The organism is Atlantibacter hermannii (assembly GCF_009907385.1).
Taxonomy (GTDB): Bacteria; Pseudomonadota; Gammaproteobacteria; order Enterobacterales; family Enterobacteriaceae; genus Atlantibacter; species Atlantibacter hermannii_A.
Window position 1 is genome coordinate 1 of record NZ_JAAATR010000070.1, and the last position, 14879, is coordinate 14879.

The 14879-nt window shown below is 57.0% G+C and carries 16 protein-coding genes and 2 pseudogenes; 16 read left to right on the forward strand and 2 right to left on the reverse strand.

The annotated features are described in order from the left end of the window. Positions 1–150 precede the first annotated feature (150 nt). The 7 genes from GV764_RS16900 (at position 151) to GV764_RS16930 (ending at position 6618) form a co-directional block, all read left to right on the forward strand. Positions 151–951 (forward strand): OBAP family protein, encoded by an 801-nt coding sequence (locus tag GV764_RS16900; RefSeq protein WP_161661135.1) that lies wholly within the window; start codon positions 151–153, stop codon positions 949–951. Positions 952–1318: 367 nt separating this feature from the next. After that, positions 1319–1474 (forward strand): hypothetical protein, encoded by a 156-nt coding sequence (locus GV764_RS16905; protein WP_161661136.1) that lies wholly within the window; start codon positions 1319–1321, stop codon positions 1472–1474. A gap of 362 nt (positions 1475–1836) precedes the next feature. Then, a complete protein-coding gene (locus GV764_RS16910; RefSeq protein ID WP_161661137.1) occupies positions 1837–2523 on the forward strand; it encodes a helix-turn-helix transcriptional regulator in 687 nt (228 codons plus the stop codon). Then, complete coding sequence (locus GV764_RS16915) at positions 2524–3603, forward strand: alanine racemase (RefSeq protein ID WP_161661138.1); 1080 nt, start codon at positions 2524–2526, stop codon at positions 3601–3603. Between the two features lie 20 nt (positions 3604–3623). Beyond that, positions 3624–4784, forward strand: coding sequence for a M20 family metallopeptidase (locus GV764_RS16920; protein ID WP_161661139.1), 1161 nt, complete (start codon positions 3624–3626; stop codon positions 4782–4784). Positions 4785–4801: 17 nt separating this feature from the next. Continuing rightward, positions 4802–5263 (forward strand): RidA family protein, encoded by a 462-nt coding sequence (locus GV764_RS16925; protein WP_161661140.1) that lies wholly within the window; start codon positions 4802–4804, stop codon positions 5261–5263. A 71-nt stretch (positions 5264–5334) separates the two neighbouring features. Continuing rightward, positions 5335–6618, forward strand: a complete 1284-nt coding sequence (locus tag GV764_RS16930; protein ID WP_161661141.1) for an MFS transporter — start codon at positions 5335–5337, stop codon at positions 6616–6618. A gap of 38 nt (positions 6619–6656) precedes the next feature. Here the strand turns inward: GV764_RS16930 and GV764_RS16935 are convergent, their stop codons facing one another. Further along, positions 6657–7403 carry a class I SAM-dependent methyltransferase gene (locus tag GV764_RS16935; RefSeq protein WP_161661142.1) on the reverse strand — a complete coding sequence of 249 codons (747 nt, stop codon included), beginning with the start codon at positions 7401–7403 and terminating at the stop codon, positions 6657–6659. Positions 7404–7499: 96 nt separating this feature from the next. Here GV764_RS16935 and GV764_RS16940 point away from each other — a divergent pair. Beyond that, positions 7500–8689 (forward strand): annotated as a pseudogene (locus tag GV764_RS16940) (MFS transporter). Positions 8690–9002: 313 nt separating this feature from the next. Further along, a pseudogene (locus GV764_RS16945) lies at positions 9003–10541 on the forward strand (molybdopterin-dependent oxidoreductase); the annotation flags it as partial. A 38-nt stretch (positions 10542–10579) separates the two neighbouring features. On the opposite strand, the gene merR reads toward GV764_RS16945, so the two are convergent. After that, a complete protein-coding gene (gene merR / locus GV764_RS16950) occupies positions 10580–11035 on the reverse strand; it encodes an Hg(II)-responsive transcriptional regulator (RefSeq protein WP_001166628.1) in 456 nt (151 codons plus the stop codon). A 71-nt stretch (positions 11036–11106) separates the two neighbouring features. On the opposite strand from merR, the gene merT reads away from it, so the two are divergent. The 7 genes from merT (at position 11107) to GV764_RS16990 (ending at position 14834) form a co-directional block, all read left to right on the forward strand. Beyond that, entirely contained in the window at positions 11107–11472 is a 366-nt protein-coding gene (merT, locus tag GV764_RS16955; protein WP_001294656.1) for a mercuric ion transporter MerT, read from the forward strand. Between the two features lie 15 nt (positions 11473–11487). Beyond that, the gene (merP, locus tag GV764_RS16960) at positions 11488–11763 is read left to right on the forward strand and encodes a mercury resistance system periplasmic binding protein MerP (RefSeq protein ID WP_000732275.1); all 276 of its coding nucleotides are present in this window, start codon (positions 11488–11490) and stop codon (positions 11761–11763) included. Between the two features lie 27 nt (positions 11764–11790). Beyond that, a complete protein-coding gene (gene merC / locus GV764_RS16965) occupies positions 11791–12216 on the forward strand; it encodes an organomercurial transporter MerC (RefSeq protein WP_000522996.1) in 426 nt (141 codons plus the stop codon). Positions 12217–12254: 38 nt separating this feature from the next. Further along, a complete protein-coding gene (merA, locus tag GV764_RS16970; protein ID WP_000209296.1) occupies positions 12255–13940 on the forward strand; it encodes a mercury(II) reductase in 1686 nt (561 codons plus the stop codon). 17 nt (positions 13941–13957) lie between these two features. Beyond that, complete coding sequence (gene merD, locus GV764_RS16975) at positions 13958–14323, forward strand: mercury resistance co-regulator MerD (RefSeq protein WP_001277466.1); 366 nt, start codon at positions 13958–13960, stop codon at positions 14321–14323. Beyond that, a complete protein-coding gene (merE, locus tag GV764_RS16980; protein ID WP_149278428.1) occupies positions 14320–14556 on the forward strand; it encodes a broad-spectrum mercury transporter MerE in 237 nt (78 codons plus the stop codon). The genes merD and merE overlap by 4 nt, the downstream gene beginning before the upstream one ends. A 65-nt stretch (positions 14557–14621) precedes the next feature. Then, positions 14622–14834: a DUF3330 domain-containing protein gene (locus GV764_RS16990; RefSeq protein ID WP_000993245.1), complete on the forward strand. Its 213-nt coding sequence runs from the start codon at positions 14622–14624 to the stop codon at positions 14832–14834. Positions 14835–14879: the final 45 nt, after the last annotated feature.

Genomic DNA, 14879 nt, shown 5'->3' on the forward strand with positions numbered 1-14879 from the left:
ATAATAGATTTATAAGGTTAAGCTATTAGCAAAAATGACGTTAGAGACTCCAGGACAAACTATCCCGGGTACGCGCGGGTGTTAAAAATACTTCTGGCGACCAGTGAAAGTGTACTACGTTCAGTAAAGCGACTTTTACGGGGAGAATTCATGAAACCTGCATGCATTTTTTTGATCGCCAGCCTGACGTTAGCGGGCTGCGGCGCAAATAATACCCCTCCAGAAACGCCCATTCCCGGTGAAAAAACCTCTTCCGGAATGCGCACGCTGGAAACCGGCGCCCAGCTCATTCAGTCCCGGCCGCCGGTGGAGGCGATCAGCGCCTATCTAGACGGCTTTCATTTTTACAACGGTGACAAAAATGGCCAGATGGAGGCCCATCACTATGTCACGGTACTGAACGAAGACGTGATGCAGGCCGTCATTTACGACGGTAACGCCAAAGAGGCCCGGTTAATGGGCGTTGAGTACATCATCAGCGAACGCCTGTTTAATACGCTGCCAGCGGAAGAAAAAAAGCTGTGGCACAGCCATCAGTATGAAGTGAAATCCGGCAGTCTGATTGCGCCCGGTTTACCTGCAGCGGCGGATCACGCCCTGATGAGCAAAATTGTGAACACTTATGGCAAGACCTGGCATACCTGGCACACTGACCGGGATAAAACGCTGCCGCTCGGTATTCCGGCGCTGATGATGGGCTTTACCGGGGAAGGACAGTTAGATCCACAGTTGCTTGCCGACCGGGATCGCCGCTTTAATGTGAATACCCAGGCCATCAAACAGCAGCGAGCAGATATCGTGGCGCATCCAGTCGCCAGTGGTGCCAATGCCTGGCAGCGCGGCGAGGTCATTCAGCTTAAGCGGGTAAAGGGTTCAGGTGAGCATGGTCACGGCGAAACCCGGCGTTTCGGCGCATCGGAACAAACCAAAGACGCGAACAACGCCGATTGATGGCGATTGACGTTGTGCCTGCAAAGTCACTGAAGCCGATCAATGCCATGCTGATGAAGCAGCAAGTTTCTTTAAACCCAAAGCAAAGCCCGCCGCAAAGGCGGGTTTTTTATTGCTCCCAGGGGTAAGGGCGGCAACAGGGGATAGTGGAGAGCTGAAATGGAGAACCGCGGGATAATCGCCAGTGAAAGGCATTAATGCAATTTAACATAATATACATTATGCGCACCAGTATGGGGTTCGATGAATTCTGCCGTTTCGCCACGTTCATTGGTCACAGCCAGTTAACGCCACGACACTATTTTAAACCCAGCCTGTATTTCTTTTTACCGGATTATCATTGCTCACGCAGCCAGACGCACATTGGATGATGGATTCGGTCACTGCCCTGAAACTGAAAACCGGCGTGGTTGCACAAATCTGCCAGGGCGAACCGCTTATCGCTCTGCGCGCGGATATCGACGCCTTTCCGATCGACGAAAATTTTCTGTCCGTAGATATTGCACGCCATCCCCCAGCGTGACGCATGCCTGCGGTCATGACGTCGATACCACCGTGATGCTCAGCGTTGACAGGAAGCGCGTTTGTCCGGTTGGGTGCGAATGCTGTCCAGCCCTTTAACGGCGCACAGCAGTTAGTTGATGTCGGCGCGTTAGATAGTTTGGAATACACAATGCCCCGGACCTGCCGCTGCCCGAAATTCTCTCTTTGCTGGCTCGACGTTCCGCTACGCCTGCTCTCCAAACAAAAAGTTTGCAGCCAAACAAAAAGTGAGATTTTTACGTGATCCCGATCGCTTTTTACTCATTTAACGGTTGTTTAACACCCACCCTTGTCGCTATACAATACAAAAAGTTTTGTTAGCTAACTAAATTTTAGGTTGATATGGAAAACATCAAAGAGAATCTCGATTTCATCATCCCGATGATGGAAGGCATCGCCGGGCAGTTTGGCGAAAACTGCGAAGTGGTTCTTCACGATCACGCCCAGGGACTGGAGAGCAGCATTATCGCCATTATTAATGGCCATGTGACCGGACGTAAAAAAGGCGACCCGAGCAGCAACCTGGGGCTGGAAGTCCTGCGCGGCACCGACGTCAACGGCGACCGCCATAACTACTTCACCCAAACGCGCGACGGTAAAACCCTGCGTTCTACTTCGGTCTATTTCCGCAACAGCAGTAACAAAGTGATTGGCGCGCTGTGTATTAACCTCGATATCAGCGACATTTTGCAGGCCGAGAAAATGCTCAACAAAATGGCGGGTCGCCCCGATAGCGCGCCTGCGCGCCAGGAAGAAGTCAACGAAGTGTTTGTGAAAGACGTTAACGAACTGCTGGATTATTTGATCGCGGAATGTACGGCGTTAATCAGCGTTCCGGTGAACAATATGACCCGTCAGGACAAACTCGACGCCATTAAGTTTTTCGACGACAAGGGGGTGTTTCTGATTAAAAAGTCCGGTGAAAAGATTTGTGAGTTTCTGAATATCTCGAAATACACCCTCTATGCCTATCTGGGCGAAATCAGAGGGGATACTCCGCCTGACGAGGGCGAAAACTCAGGAGGCTAAATGTACACCACACCTTATGTCGCGCTGGACATGGATATCATGGAAAAAAATATTAACGCCATGGTATCCGGGCTGGCCCGAAATAATATCCAGCACTGGCCGCATATCAAAACCCATAAGTCGGTGCGGCTGGCAAAGCTGGAACAGCAGCTTGGCGCAAGCGGGATCACCTGCGCCAAGCTATCCGAGGCGGAAGTCATGGCAAAAGGCGGGATCACCTCGATTCTGCTGGCCTATCCGCTGATCGGCGAGGATAAATGCCAGCGGTTTGCCGATCTGGCCCGTCAGATCACCATTCGCACCATTATTGATAGCCTTGCCGGTGCTGAGGGGCTTTCACAGGCGGCGGTGAAAAACGATCTGCAATTTAATGTCGATATTGCGATTGATTTTGGCGCGCATCGTGAAGGTATTCAGCCTGATCAACTGCTGGACTTTGCGAAGCAGGTCGCGGCCCTGCCCGGCCTGAATATTAAGGGCGTATTTACCTACGCGGGCACTATCTACCAGTACCATCAGGAAGCGGATATTCGCCGGGCGGCCCGTGAAGAAGCGGCGCTGCTGATTAACAGCCGGGATCTGTTAAATGCCAACGGCTTTTCGATTGAAATTTTATCCGGCGGTTCCACGCTGTCCTCTTTTTACGCCGATGAGTTAAACGGCATTAGCGAATCCCGCGCCGGGAATTTTATTTTCGGTGATATGAACGCCATCAATGGCGGTATTTATACCCCGGAAAATTGCGCCCTGACAATTTGCGCGACCGTGGTGAGTATTCCCCTGCCCGGCTACGCCACCATCGACGCCGGGACCAAATCCCTGACCTCGGATTTATCCAGCGTGGCGGGCTCTTATGGGCATATTCAGGAATACCCGGAAATGCAGCTGGTGAAGCTGAATGAAGAGCACGGTTATTTACGCTACGACCCGGAAAAAATCGCGCTGAATATCGGCCAGCAGATCCATATTATTCCCAACCACTGCTGTGTGGTGGCGAATCTGGTTGATGAAATATATGCCTTCCGCAATGGAGAATACCGCGAAACCATTACCATCGACGCGCGTGGAAAAAGTTACTAACACCTGAACTGGGTATTTTTATGACCATAAAACAATTAACTGCTGATGAACGGCAGGAGCTTGTTACGCTCCTTTGCAGCCTGATTCAGCATCCTTCGGAAAATCCGCCGGGAAATGAAAACGCCGTGGCGCATTTTATTGCCGACGTTTTGCAGAAAGAAGGCATTGAAACAGAGCTTCAGGAAGTGGCGCCAGGCAGGCCGAACGTGATCGCGCGGATTAAAGGGCAACAGCCCGGCAAACGGGTGATCCTCAATGGCCATACCGATGTGGTGCCGTGTGGCGAAGGCTGGTCTGTCGACCCGTTCGCTGCGGTGATTGAAGGCGATCGCATTATCGGGCGCGGCGCGGCGGATATGAAATCCGGGGTGGCGGCGATGATGTTTGCCGCCATTCTTATTCAGCGCCACGGTTACGCGTTCAATGGGGAGTTAACCCTGCTGTTTAATGTGGATGAAGAGCGCGTCAATCTGGGGATGGAGCACTTCCTGGCGCAGGGGGTTGAAGCCGATTACGCCATTATCGGCGAGCCGACCTCCCTTGAAATCTGCATCGCCCATAAAGGCGTCAGCCGCACCCGGTTGACCACCTTCGGCACCGCCGGGCACGCCGCAAAAGTGCGCGAGCCGGACAGCGCCATCGATAAAATGGCCCGTCTGCTGCCGGAACTGGTGCAGGAGTGCCAGCGGGTTAAGCAGAAACAGCACAGCCTGCTGGGTAACGCCTCGATGCTGGTCACCACCATCAACGGCGGCAGCGCGCCGAATATCGTCCCGGCGTCGTGCCATATTGAAATCGACCGCCGGGTATTGCCTGGCGAAACGCGCCATGACATCAACAGCAGCCTGAGCACCGCGCTGGCAGGCGTTGGGTTGCAGGCCGACCGCGACTATTCGCTGGAAAACTATCTGTTTATTCCTGCCTCGGCGATTGAAGCGCATCATCCACTGGTGGATCGCGCGTGCGAAGCGGTTAATCAGGTCACCGGCAGCGCCAAAAAAACCATTTTCGAGGCCACCTGCGAAGCGCCGTTCTTCTCGGTGGGGCAACATATTCCGACCATTATTATGGGCCCGGGCGATTTAGCGCAGGCGCACGTTAAAGATGAGTTTGTTCGAATTGAGGAATTACACCAGGCGGCGGACATTTATTTATCACTGACCCTGGATTTACTGAAATAACCCAACAGGAAACTATTATGAACATTGATGCTCGCTTAGCAGAGCTGGGTATTACACTCGGCGAGCCTACCGCGCCCAAATTTTCGTATATCCCGGTAAAACAAACCGGCAATTTACTGTATACCTCCGGGAATGATTGCCGGGTTAACGGAGAATTAATCTATACCGGCACGCTGGGCAAGGATTTAACCATTGAGCAGGGCCAGGAGGCTGCGCGCCAGTGTATCGTGAATATTCTGACCTCGCTAAAAGCTTATCTCGGTGATTTAAACCGGATCGCCGGCTGCGTGAAAATGCTGGGGTTTGTGCAGAGCGCGGATGATTTTAAACAGCAGCCCTATGTGATGAATAGCGCGTCGGATCTGTTAATCGCGATATTCGGTGAAAGTGGCCGCCATGCACGCTCTGCTATCGGTACGAATGCCTTACCTTTTGATACGCCCGTTGAAATCGAATTAATTTTCGAAATTAACGAGTAATCCTGATATCTAATAATAACGCCATTATTCTGCGTGGTAATGGCGTACCTACAATTATTAAAGGAACATTTATGTCTACTCAAGCAAGCTCTCGCCTGAAGCGTTTGCAAATTATGGCATTATTGTTTTTGCTCGTGGCGGGTATTATTAATTTCCTCGACAGAACCTCGCTGTCTATTGCCAATACCACTATTCGTGAGGAAATGGGCCTCACGGCGACCGAAATGGGATTATTGCTTTCGGTATTTTCCTTTGGCTACGCACTATGCCAACTGCCCATTGGCATGGTGATGGAGCGCTTCGGCGTTAAACGGGTTTACGGGTTCGGTATTTTCCTGTGGTCTGCGGCCCAGACCGCGCTGGGATTTGTCGGCTCATTCAGCCAAATGATCGTGGCCCGTGTCGTGCTGGGGATTGGCGAAGCGCCCCACCTGCCTACCGGCGTTAAGGTGGTCAACGACTGGTACAACATCCGTAAACGCGGCGTGCCGATGGGGATTGTCAACATGTCGTCCACCCTCGCCCAGGCGCTGGCGCCGCCGCTGCTGATTGCCCTGATGCTGGCTTTCGGCTGGCGCGCAATGTTCATCATCATTGGCGTGGCGGGCATTATCCTGTCGCTGCTGTGGATGATGTTCTACCGCAACCGCGAAGATGCCAATCTTTCCCCGGAAGACATCGCCCATCTGGAAGAAGAAACGCCGCCGTCCAGTAAAGAGAAAGTCACCCTGAAAGACTGGGCCGGGCTGTTTAAGCAAAAGTCGATGTGGGGAATGATTATCGGCTTTAACGGCGTGGGCTATATGGTCTGGCTGTTCCTGACCTGGCTGCCGTCGTATCTGGAAATGTCCCGTGGATTAAGCCTGGAGAAAACCGGCTGGGTCGCCGCGATCCCGTTCCTGTTCGGCGCGGCGGGAATGCTGGTGAACGGCGTGGTCGCGGACTGGGTCATGAAGCGCGGTGCGGATAAAATGAAAAGCCGCAAATGGATGATCTGCTTAGGGCTGCTGTGCGCTGCGGGCTTTACCCTGCCTGCCGCCTATACCGACAGCACTTTTACGGCGGTAGCCTGCATCAGCATGGCGCTGTTTTCCATCCACTTTGCGGGCACCTCCGCGTGGGGGCTGATTCTGGTGTCGGTGCCGTCCCGCCTGGTAACCTCCGTGAGCGGCATCCAGAACTTCGGCGGATTTATTGGCGGTTCGTTTGCGCCCATTATCACCGGGATGATCCTCGACAGCACCGGATCGTTTACCCTGGCGCTGGTCGCGTCGTCAGTTATCGCGTTTATGGCGTCGCTGGTTTATTTCTTTATGGTCAATAAACCCATTACCGACCCGGCAGCCGCAAACTGATTTTACCCACGCGGCGTGCCGGTTCGCGCCGCGTGATTTCACATCCGCCCTACCCGCATCGCAATCGGCCAGGTGATGGTTCTGGCCTGCGCCGTATCGCCCCACCGCGTGGCAAATTCGCTAAAGAAACGCTCGACGCGCGCCTGCTCTCCGGCTTCCGTGGCTTTTCTCACCGCAGACCAGGTGGAGAGATAGCCGACAAAGGCCGCGAAATCCCATTCCACCTGAATGTCCAGCGGCGGCGGCGTCAGCTCCTCGAACGGGAATGCCAGCGTACGATAGCCCTCATCCACCAGGCGGCGCTCCGGCGGCCAGTACGGGCCAATTTCACCGTCATAAAACTGGCGGAACCGGTCGTTGAGCGCGTCGTCCAGTTCCATAATGCCGTAGCTGATGAGCGCGATAATTGCCCCCGGCGCGGCAACGCGGCGCGCCTGCTGATAAAACGCGTCCAGTTTGAACCAGTGCGCGGCCTGCGCCACGGTTATCAGGCTGACATTCGCCAGATCGTCCGGCAGCTTTTCCGCCGGCGCGGACTGATAGCGGATCTTCGGATGCGGCGCGACGTTGGCAATCTGGCTTTCGCTGGGATCGATGCCCACGACGTCCTCAAACGCCCCGGCAAGCTGTCGCGTTAACTGCCCGGTTCCGCACCCAACATCCAGGGCGCGCTGGCGGTCCGGGGCCACGCTTGCAAGGTAGTCAACCAGCGCAGGCGGATATTCAGGACGGTAGCGCGCGTAATTGTCCCCGCCGCGATCGAACCAGTTAGTGCGTTGCGCCATGTCACACCTCCTTTCAGGTAACGCCTGTCATTTCAATGGAGTGTATATTATCGAACACACGCTGAATTAATTCACGGCGCAACGCGCGGAGCCTGCATGATTTCCCGATTTACAACGTTACGACGCATTCCTTCTGGCGTTTGGGTAGTTGGCGGCGTCAGCCTGCTGATGGATGTCTCTTCCGAAATGATCCACAGCCTGCTGCCCCTGTTTATGGCGACCACGCTGGGGGCCAGCGAGGTGGTTATCGGGCTGATCGAAGGGCTGGCGGAGGCCACCGCGCTGATGGTAAAAGTCTTTTCCGGCGTGATGAGCGACTGGCTGGGAAAACGCAAAGGGCTGGCGTTGCTGGGCTATGGTCTCGGCGCGCTGAGCAAACCGCTGTTCGCTATCGCCACCACCTCAGGCATGATCCTCACCGCACGCCTGACGGACCGGCTCGGCAAAGCATTCGCGGCGCGCCGAGGGACGCACTGGTGGCCGACGTCACCCCGCCGGAGCTGCGCGGCGCGGCTTATGGATTGCGCCAGTCGTTAGATACCCTCGGCGCCTTTCTCGGTCCGCTACTGGCGGTGGGATTGATGTTCCTGTGGCATAACGACTTCCGCGCCATTTTCTGGGTGGCGGTGATCCCCGGCGTGATGGCCGTTGCGCTGCTGTTTTTCGGGCTGCGCGAACCACGCGCGCCGGTGGCCCAACAGCGCACTAACCCGATCAACCGCGCCAGTCTGCGCCGCCTGGGTAACGCCACCTGGTGGGCGATCGCCCTGGGGGGCATTTTTACTCTCGCCCGCTTCAGCGAGGCGTTTCTGGTACTGAAAGCGCTGGAGGTGGATATTCCGCTGGCGCTGATCCCGCTGGCGATGGTGGCAATGAACCTGCTCTATTCGGTTACCGCTTACCCGTTCGGCAAACTCTCTGACCGTATGAGCCACAGCCAGCTGTTGCAATGGGGTCTGGTGGTGTTGATCCTGGCGGATAGCGTGCTGGCGTTCAGCACCCACTGGGCAGGCGTCGTCGTGGGCGTCGCGCTGTGGGGCATTCATATGGGGATGACTCAGGGCCTGATGGCCGCCATGATCGCCGCCGCCTCGCCTGCTGACTTGCGCGGCACGGCGTTTGGTATGTTCAGCCTGGTCAGCGGCGTGGCGCTGCTGCTCGCCAGTAGCGGCGCGGGCATACTGTGGGCGTTTTCCGGTCCGGCCTCGACGTTTATCGCCGGTGCGGTCATTAGCCTGGTGACGCTTCTCTGGTTACGGATTATGCCGGTGCGTAACGTGGGGTGATCATGCTGCCCGGTAGATTATTTTTGCCGGGCATCTCACGCTCAATATTGCATTAGATTTATTGCGCCAGCGTTATATTTTTCTGAATAATTCATTTTCTATAAATATAAAAACTAATAATCACAGAAATTCAAAATTGTTGCGATAACATTAAATATATCATTATCTTAAATGGAATTTTTAACAACAGCTTCCTGTCACCTCACACTTTTTAATTCATAAGGGTTATAAATATATACCCCTTGATCATAATCAACCTCAGAAAGTCTTAGGCAACTTAAGGTCCCCTTTGAATGCAATGAGGGTACTTATAATGAAAAAAAGACTACATGAGATTTTAAATACGCAAATCTCACGGCGGGAGACTGTCACCACCGCCGCAAAAATTGGTTCTGCCGTTGCGTTAAGCAACGCGATTTCTTTGCCATTTTCATCAAGCGCGCTGGCGGCGCCGGAAGCAGCCACGGTAAACAGTGGTGAAACCGTGCGCCACAGCGCCTGCCTGGTTAACTGTGGTAGCCGCTGCGCGCTAAAGGTGATCGTTAAAGACGATCGCATCGTGCGTATCGAACCCGAAGACGCGATTGATGATGCGGTATTTGGCCAACACCAGATTCGCCCCTGTTTACGCGGCCGCTCCAATCGCTGGCGCGTGTACAGCCCGGATCGCATTAAATATCCCATGAAGCGGGTCGGAAAACGCGGCGAAGGCAAATTCAAGCGTATTAGCTGGGAAGAAGCCACCGCGTTTATTGCGGCGGAACTTCAACGCGTCACCGAAAAATATGGTCGCGAAGCCATTTATTATAACTATCAGTCCGGGGCCTATTATCACACCCAGGGAACGCCCGCCTGGAAACGCCTGTTAAATCTCACCGGCGGCTATCTCAATTACCATAACACTTACTCCACCGCGCAAATTGCCAGCGCCACGCCGTATACCCACGGTAAATACGTCGGCAGCCATTTCTCGCAAATCGCCCATTCCGATCTGGTGGTGTTTTTCGGGATGAACCTGTCGGAAACGCGCATGTCGGGCGGCGGCCAGGTGGAAGAGCTGCGCCGGGCGCTGGAAGCGTCAAAAGCCAGGGTAGTGATTATCGACCCGCGCTATACCGATTCGGTGGTCACCGAGCATGCCGAATGGCTGCCGATCCGCCCTACCACCGACGCCGCGCTGGTGGCCGGTCTGGCCCATACGCTGATTAGCGAAAAGCTGATTGACGACGCGCTGGTCAATCAATACTGCGTCGGTTTTGACCGCTCCACGCTGCCGGAAAACGCGGCGCCTAACGCCAGCTATAAAGACTACGTGATGGGCACCGGCGGCGACGGCATTGAGAAAACGCCGGAATGGGCGGCGCAGATCACCGGTATCCCGGCAACGCGTATCAAGCAGCTGGCGCGGGAAATCGCGGCGGCGCGCGCCTGCTACATTGGCCAGGGTTGGGGCCCGCAGCGTCATGCTAACGGCGAGCAAACGGTACGCGCTATCCAGACGCTACCTGCGATCACCGGCCATTTTGGATTGCCGGGCACCAATAACGGCAACTGGCCTTATGGCACCCCATACGGCGTGCCGCTGCTGCCTACCGGCACCAACCCGATTAAAGCGTCGATCCCCTGCTATCTGTGGACCGATGCGATCCTCAATCCGGAAAAAATGACCGCTACCACCATGGGCGTGAAAGGCGTCGAGAAGCTCAACGTCGGCATTAAGCTGTTTTTCAATCAGGCCGGTAACGCGCTGCTGAACCAGCACGGTGATATCAACCGCACCCGTAAAATCCTCGCCGATGAATCGTTGTGCGAAACCATCATCGTGATTGAAAACCATATGACGCCGAGCGCCAAATAGGGGTCGTCTCAGAATTCGGAAAATAAAGCACGCTAAGGCGTAGTCACCCCGTGACTCCCCCGCGCCGATGCAGCGAGCTTCGTTCCGTCTTGCAGTGACGCAATCAGCGGGCAGGAAACGTTCCCTTTCCGCGCATGGCAGGCGCACACCAGTTCAGACAGCACGGCCTCCATGCGTGCCAAGTCGGCCATCTTCTCGCGCACATCCTTGAGCTTGTGCTCGGCCAGGCCGCTGGCTTCCTCGCAATGGGTGCCATCCTCCAGCCGCAGTAGCTCGGCGATTTCGTCCAGGCTAAAGCCCAGCCGCTGGGCCGATTTCACGAACCGCACTCGTGTTACATCCGCCTCGCCATAGCGGCGAATGCTGCCATAGGGCTTGTCTGGCTCCGGCAGCAGGCCCTTGCGCTGGTAGAACCGGATGGTCTCCACATTGACCCCGGCCGCCTTGGCAAAAACGCCAATGGTCAGATTCTCAAAATTAATTTGCATATCGCTTGACTCCGTACATAACTACGGAAGTAAGCTTAAGCTATCCAAACCAAATTTGAAAGGACAAGCGTATGTCTGAACCACAAAAGTCTGAACCACAAAACGGGCGCGGCGCGCTCTTCGCCGGTGGGCTGGCCGCCATTCTTGCGTCGGCCTGCTGCCTGGGGCCGCTGGTTTTGATCGCCTTGGGGTTCAGCGGGGCATGGATCGGCAACCTGACGGTGCTGGAACCCTATCGCCCGATCTTCATCGGCGCAGCGCTGGTCGCGCTGTTTTTCGCCTGGCGGCGCATCTACCGCCCGGCGCAAGCCTGCAAACCGGGTGAGGTCTGCGCGATTCCCCAAGTGCGAGCTACTTACAAGCTCATTTTCTGGATCGTGGCCGCGCTGGTCCTGGTCTCGCTCGGATTTCCCTACGTCATGCCATTTTTCTATTAATCACAGGAGTTCATCATGAAAAAACTGTTTGCCGCCCTCGCCCTCGCTGCCGTTGTTGCCCCCGTGTGGGCCGCCACCCAGACCGTCACGCTGTCCGTGCCTGGCATGACCTGCGCCTCTTGCCCGATCACTGTCAAGCACGCGCTTTCCAAGGTTGAGGGCGTGAGCAAGACCGACGTAAGTTTCGACAAGCGCCAGGCCGTCGTCACCTTCGACGATGCCAAGACCAACGTCCAGAAGTTGACCAAGGCGACCGAGGACGCGGGCTATCCGTCCAGCCTCAAACGCTGATCCGTTAACCGAACTCGGGAGCGACACATGGGACTCATCACGCGCATCGCTGGCAAAACCGGCGCGCTCGGCAGCGTCGTTTCCGCGATGGGCTGCGCCGCCTGTTTTCCTGCCATCGCCAGCTTTGGCGCGGCCATCGGACTGGGCTTCTTGAGCCAGTACGAGGGGCTATTCATTGGCATCCTGCTGCCGATGTTCGCCGGCATCGCGTTACTCGCCAATGCTATCGCTTGGCTCAATCATCGACAGTGGCGACGCACGGCGCTCGGCACGATAGGCCCGATCTTGGTGCTGGCAGCGGTGTTTTTAATGCGGGCTTACGGCTGGCAGAGCGGTGGACTGCTCTATGTCGGCCTGGCCTTGATGGTTGGGGTGTCGGTCTGGGATTTCATCTCGCCAGCACATCGCCGCTGCGGGCCGGACAGCTGTGAATTGCCAGAACAACGTGGCTGACGGCAACAGCCGTAGCCACCACAGAAAAGGAAAAATACATGACCACCCTGAAAATCACCGGGATGACCTGCGACTCGTGCGCGGCTCACGTCAAGGAAGCCTTGGAGAAAGTGCCCGGCGTGCAATCGGCGCTGGTGTCCTATCCGAAGGGCACAGCGCAACTCGCCATTGAGGCGGGCACGTCATCGGATGCGCTGACTACCGCCGTGGCCGGACTGGGCTACGAGGCAACGCTTGCCGATGCGCCACCGACGGACAACCGCGCCGGCCTGCTCGACAAGATGCGCGGCTGGATAGGGGCCGCTGATAAGCCCAGTGGCAACGAACGCCCGTTGCAGGTCGTCGTCATTGGTAGCGGTGGAGCCGCGATGGCGGCAGCACTGAAGGCCGTCGAGCAAGGCGCGCAGGTCACGCTGATTGAGCGCGGCACCATCGGCGGCACCTGCGTCAACGTCGGTTGTGTGCCGTCCAAGATCATGATCCGCGCCGCCCACATCGCCCATCTGCGCCGGGAAAGCCCATTCGACGGCGGCATGCCACCCACACCGCCGACGATCTTGCGCGAGCGGCTGCTGGCCCAGCAGCAGGCCCGTGTCGAAGAACTCCGTCATGCCAAGTACGAAGGCATCCTGGACGGCAATTCAGCCATCACCGTTCTGCACGGTGAAGCGCGTTTCAAGGACGACCAGAGCCTTATCGTTAGTTTGAACGAGGGTGGCGAGCGCGTCGTGATGTTCGACCGCTGCCTGGTCGCCACGGGTGCCAGCCCGGCGGTCCCGCCGATTCCGGGCTTGAAAGAGTCACCCTACTGGACTTCCACCGAGGCCCTGGCGAGCGACACCATTCCCGAACGCCTTGCCGTAATCGGCTCGTCGGTGGTGGCGCTGGAGCTGGCGCAAGCCTTTGCCCGGCTGGGCAGCAAGGTCACGGCCCTGGCGCGCAATACCTTGTTCTTCCGTGAAGACCCGGCCATCGGCGAGGCGGTGACAGCCGCTTTCCGTGCCGAGGGCATCGAGGTGCTGGAGCACACGCAAGCCAGCCAGGTCGCCCATATGGACGGTGAATTCGTGCTGACCACCACGCACGGTGAATTGCGCGCCGACAAGCTGCTGGTCGCCACCGGCCGGACACCGAACACGCGCAGCCTGGCATTGGAAGCGGCGGGGGTAGCCGTCAATGCGCAGGGGGCCATCGTCATCGACAAGGGCATGCGCACCAGTAGCCCGAACATCTACGCGGCCGGCGACTGCACCGACCAGCCGCAGTTCGTCTATGTGGCGGCAGCGGCCGGCACTCGTGCGGCGATCAACATGACTGGCGGCGATGCGGCCCTGGACCTGACCGCAATGCCGGCCGTGGTGTTCACCGACCCGCAGGTCGCCACCGTGGGCTACAGCGAGGCGGAAGCACATCACGACGGGATCGAGACCGACAGTCGCCTGCTAACACTGGATAACGTGCCGCGTGCGCTTGCCAACTTCGACACACGCGGCTTCATCAAGCTGGTCATCGAGGAAGGTAGCGGACGGCTCATCGGCGTGCAAGCGGTGGCCCCGGAAGCGGGTGAACTGATCCAGACGGCGGTGCTCGCCATTCGCAACCGTATGACCGTGCAGGAACTGGCCGACCAATTGTTCCCCTACCTGACCATGGTCGAAGGGCTGAAGCTCGCGGCGCAGACCTTCAGCAAGGACGTGAAGCAGCTTTCGTGCTGCGCCGGATGAGGAAAAGGAGGTGTTCAATGAGCGCCTACACAGTGTCCCGGCTGGCCCTTGATGCCGGGGTGAGCGTGCATATCGTGCGCGACTACCTGCTGCGCGGATTGCTACGGCCGGTCGCGTACACCACGGGCGGCTACGGCTTGTTCGATGACACCGCGTTGCAACGGCTGCGCTTTGTACGGGCTGCCTTCGAAGCGGGTATCGGCCTGGACGCACTGGCGCGGCTGTGCCGGGCGCTGGATGCTGCGGACGGTGACGGTGCGTCTGCGCAGCTTGCCGTGTTGCGGCAACTCGTCGAGCGTCGGCGCGAGGCCCTGGCCAGCCTCGAAATGCAACTGGCCGCCATGCCAACCGAACCGGCACAGCACGCGGAGAGTCTGCCATGAACAGCCCAGAGCACTTGCCGTCTGAGACGCACAAACCGATCACCGGCTACTTGTGGGGCGCGCTGGCCGTGCTCACCTGTCCCTGCCATTTGCCGATTCTCGCCATTGTGCTAGCCGGCACGACGGCCGGCGCGTTCATCGGGGAGCACTGGGGTATTGCAGCCCTCACGCTGACCGGCTTGTTTATCCTGTCTGTGACGCGGCTGCTGCGGGCCTTCAAGGGAAGATCATGACCGCTTCCCAGCCAGCCGAGAGTGGGCAGCTTTGAGCTTCGCTACCAATCTGGAGGAGTACCACCATGAACGCAAACGCCCCGAACACTGCCAGTTGCACCACCTGCTGCGTATGCTGCAAAGAAATTCCGCTCGATGCCGCCTTCACCCCGGAAGGCGCGGAATACGTCGAACATTTCTGCGGGCTGGATTGCTATGAACGCTTCCAGGCACGCGCCAAGGCCGCGACAGAATCTGACATTGCGCCTGTCCCTGGCGGTTCGCAGCCGTCAGATTGAGGCATACCCTAACTTGATTGTCATTTTCAGAAGACGACTGCACCA

Excerpts from the sequence above, each read along its gene's own strand:
- GV764_RS16900 (WP_161661135.1), top strand. The coding sequence starts at position 151 with ATGAAACCTGCATGCATTTTTTTGATCGCCAGCCTGACGTTAGCGGGC.
- GV764_RS16905 (WP_161661136.1), top strand. The coding sequence starts at position 1,319 with ATGATGGATTCGGTCACTGCCCTGAAACTGAAAACCGGCGTGGTTGCA.
- GV764_RS16910 (WP_161661137.1), top strand. The coding sequence starts at position 1,837 with ATGGAAAACATCAAAGAGAATCTCGATTTCATCATCCCGATGATGGAA.
- GV764_RS16915 (WP_161661138.1), top strand. The coding sequence starts at position 2,524 with ATGTACACCACACCTTATGTCGCGCTGGACATGGATATCATGGAAAAA.
- GV764_RS16920 (WP_161661139.1), top strand. The coding sequence starts at position 3,624 with ATGACCATAAAACAATTAACTGCTGATGAACGGCAGGAGCTTGTTACG.
- GV764_RS16925 (WP_161661140.1), top strand. The coding sequence starts at position 4,802 with ATGAACATTGATGCTCGCTTAGCAGAGCTGGGTATTACACTCGGCGAG.
- GV764_RS16930 (WP_161661141.1), top strand. The coding sequence starts at position 5,335 with ATGTCTACTCAAGCAAGCTCTCGCCTGAAGCGTTTGCAAATTATGGCA.
- GV764_RS16935 (WP_161661142.1), bottom strand. The coding sequence starts at position 7,403 with ATGGCGCAACGCACTAACTGGTTCGATCGCGGCGGGGACAATTACGCG.
- merR (WP_001166628.1), bottom strand. The coding sequence starts at position 11,035 with ATGCAAATTAATTTTGAGAATCTGACCATTGGCGTTTTTGCCAAGGCG.
- merT (WP_001294656.1), top strand. The coding sequence starts at position 11,107 with ATGTCTGAACCACAAAAGTCTGAACCACAAAACGGGCGCGGCGCGCTC.
- merP (WP_000732275.1), top strand. The coding sequence starts at position 11,488 with ATGAAAAAACTGTTTGCCGCCCTCGCCCTCGCTGCCGTTGTTGCCCCC.
- merC (WP_000522996.1), top strand. The coding sequence starts at position 11,791 with ATGGGACTCATCACGCGCATCGCTGGCAAAACCGGCGCGCTCGGCAGC.
- merA (WP_000209296.1), top strand. The coding sequence starts at position 12,255 with ATGACCACCCTGAAAATCACCGGGATGACCTGCGACTCGTGCGCGGCT.
- merD (WP_001277466.1), top strand. The coding sequence starts at position 13,958 with ATGAGCGCCTACACAGTGTCCCGGCTGGCCCTTGATGCCGGGGTGAGC.
- merE (WP_149278428.1), top strand. The coding sequence starts at position 14,320 with ATGAACAGCCCAGAGCACTTGCCGTCTGAGACGCACAAACCGATCACC.
- GV764_RS16990 (WP_000993245.1), top strand. The coding sequence starts at position 14,622 with ATGAACGCAAACGCCCCGAACACTGCCAGTTGCACCACCTGCTGCGTA.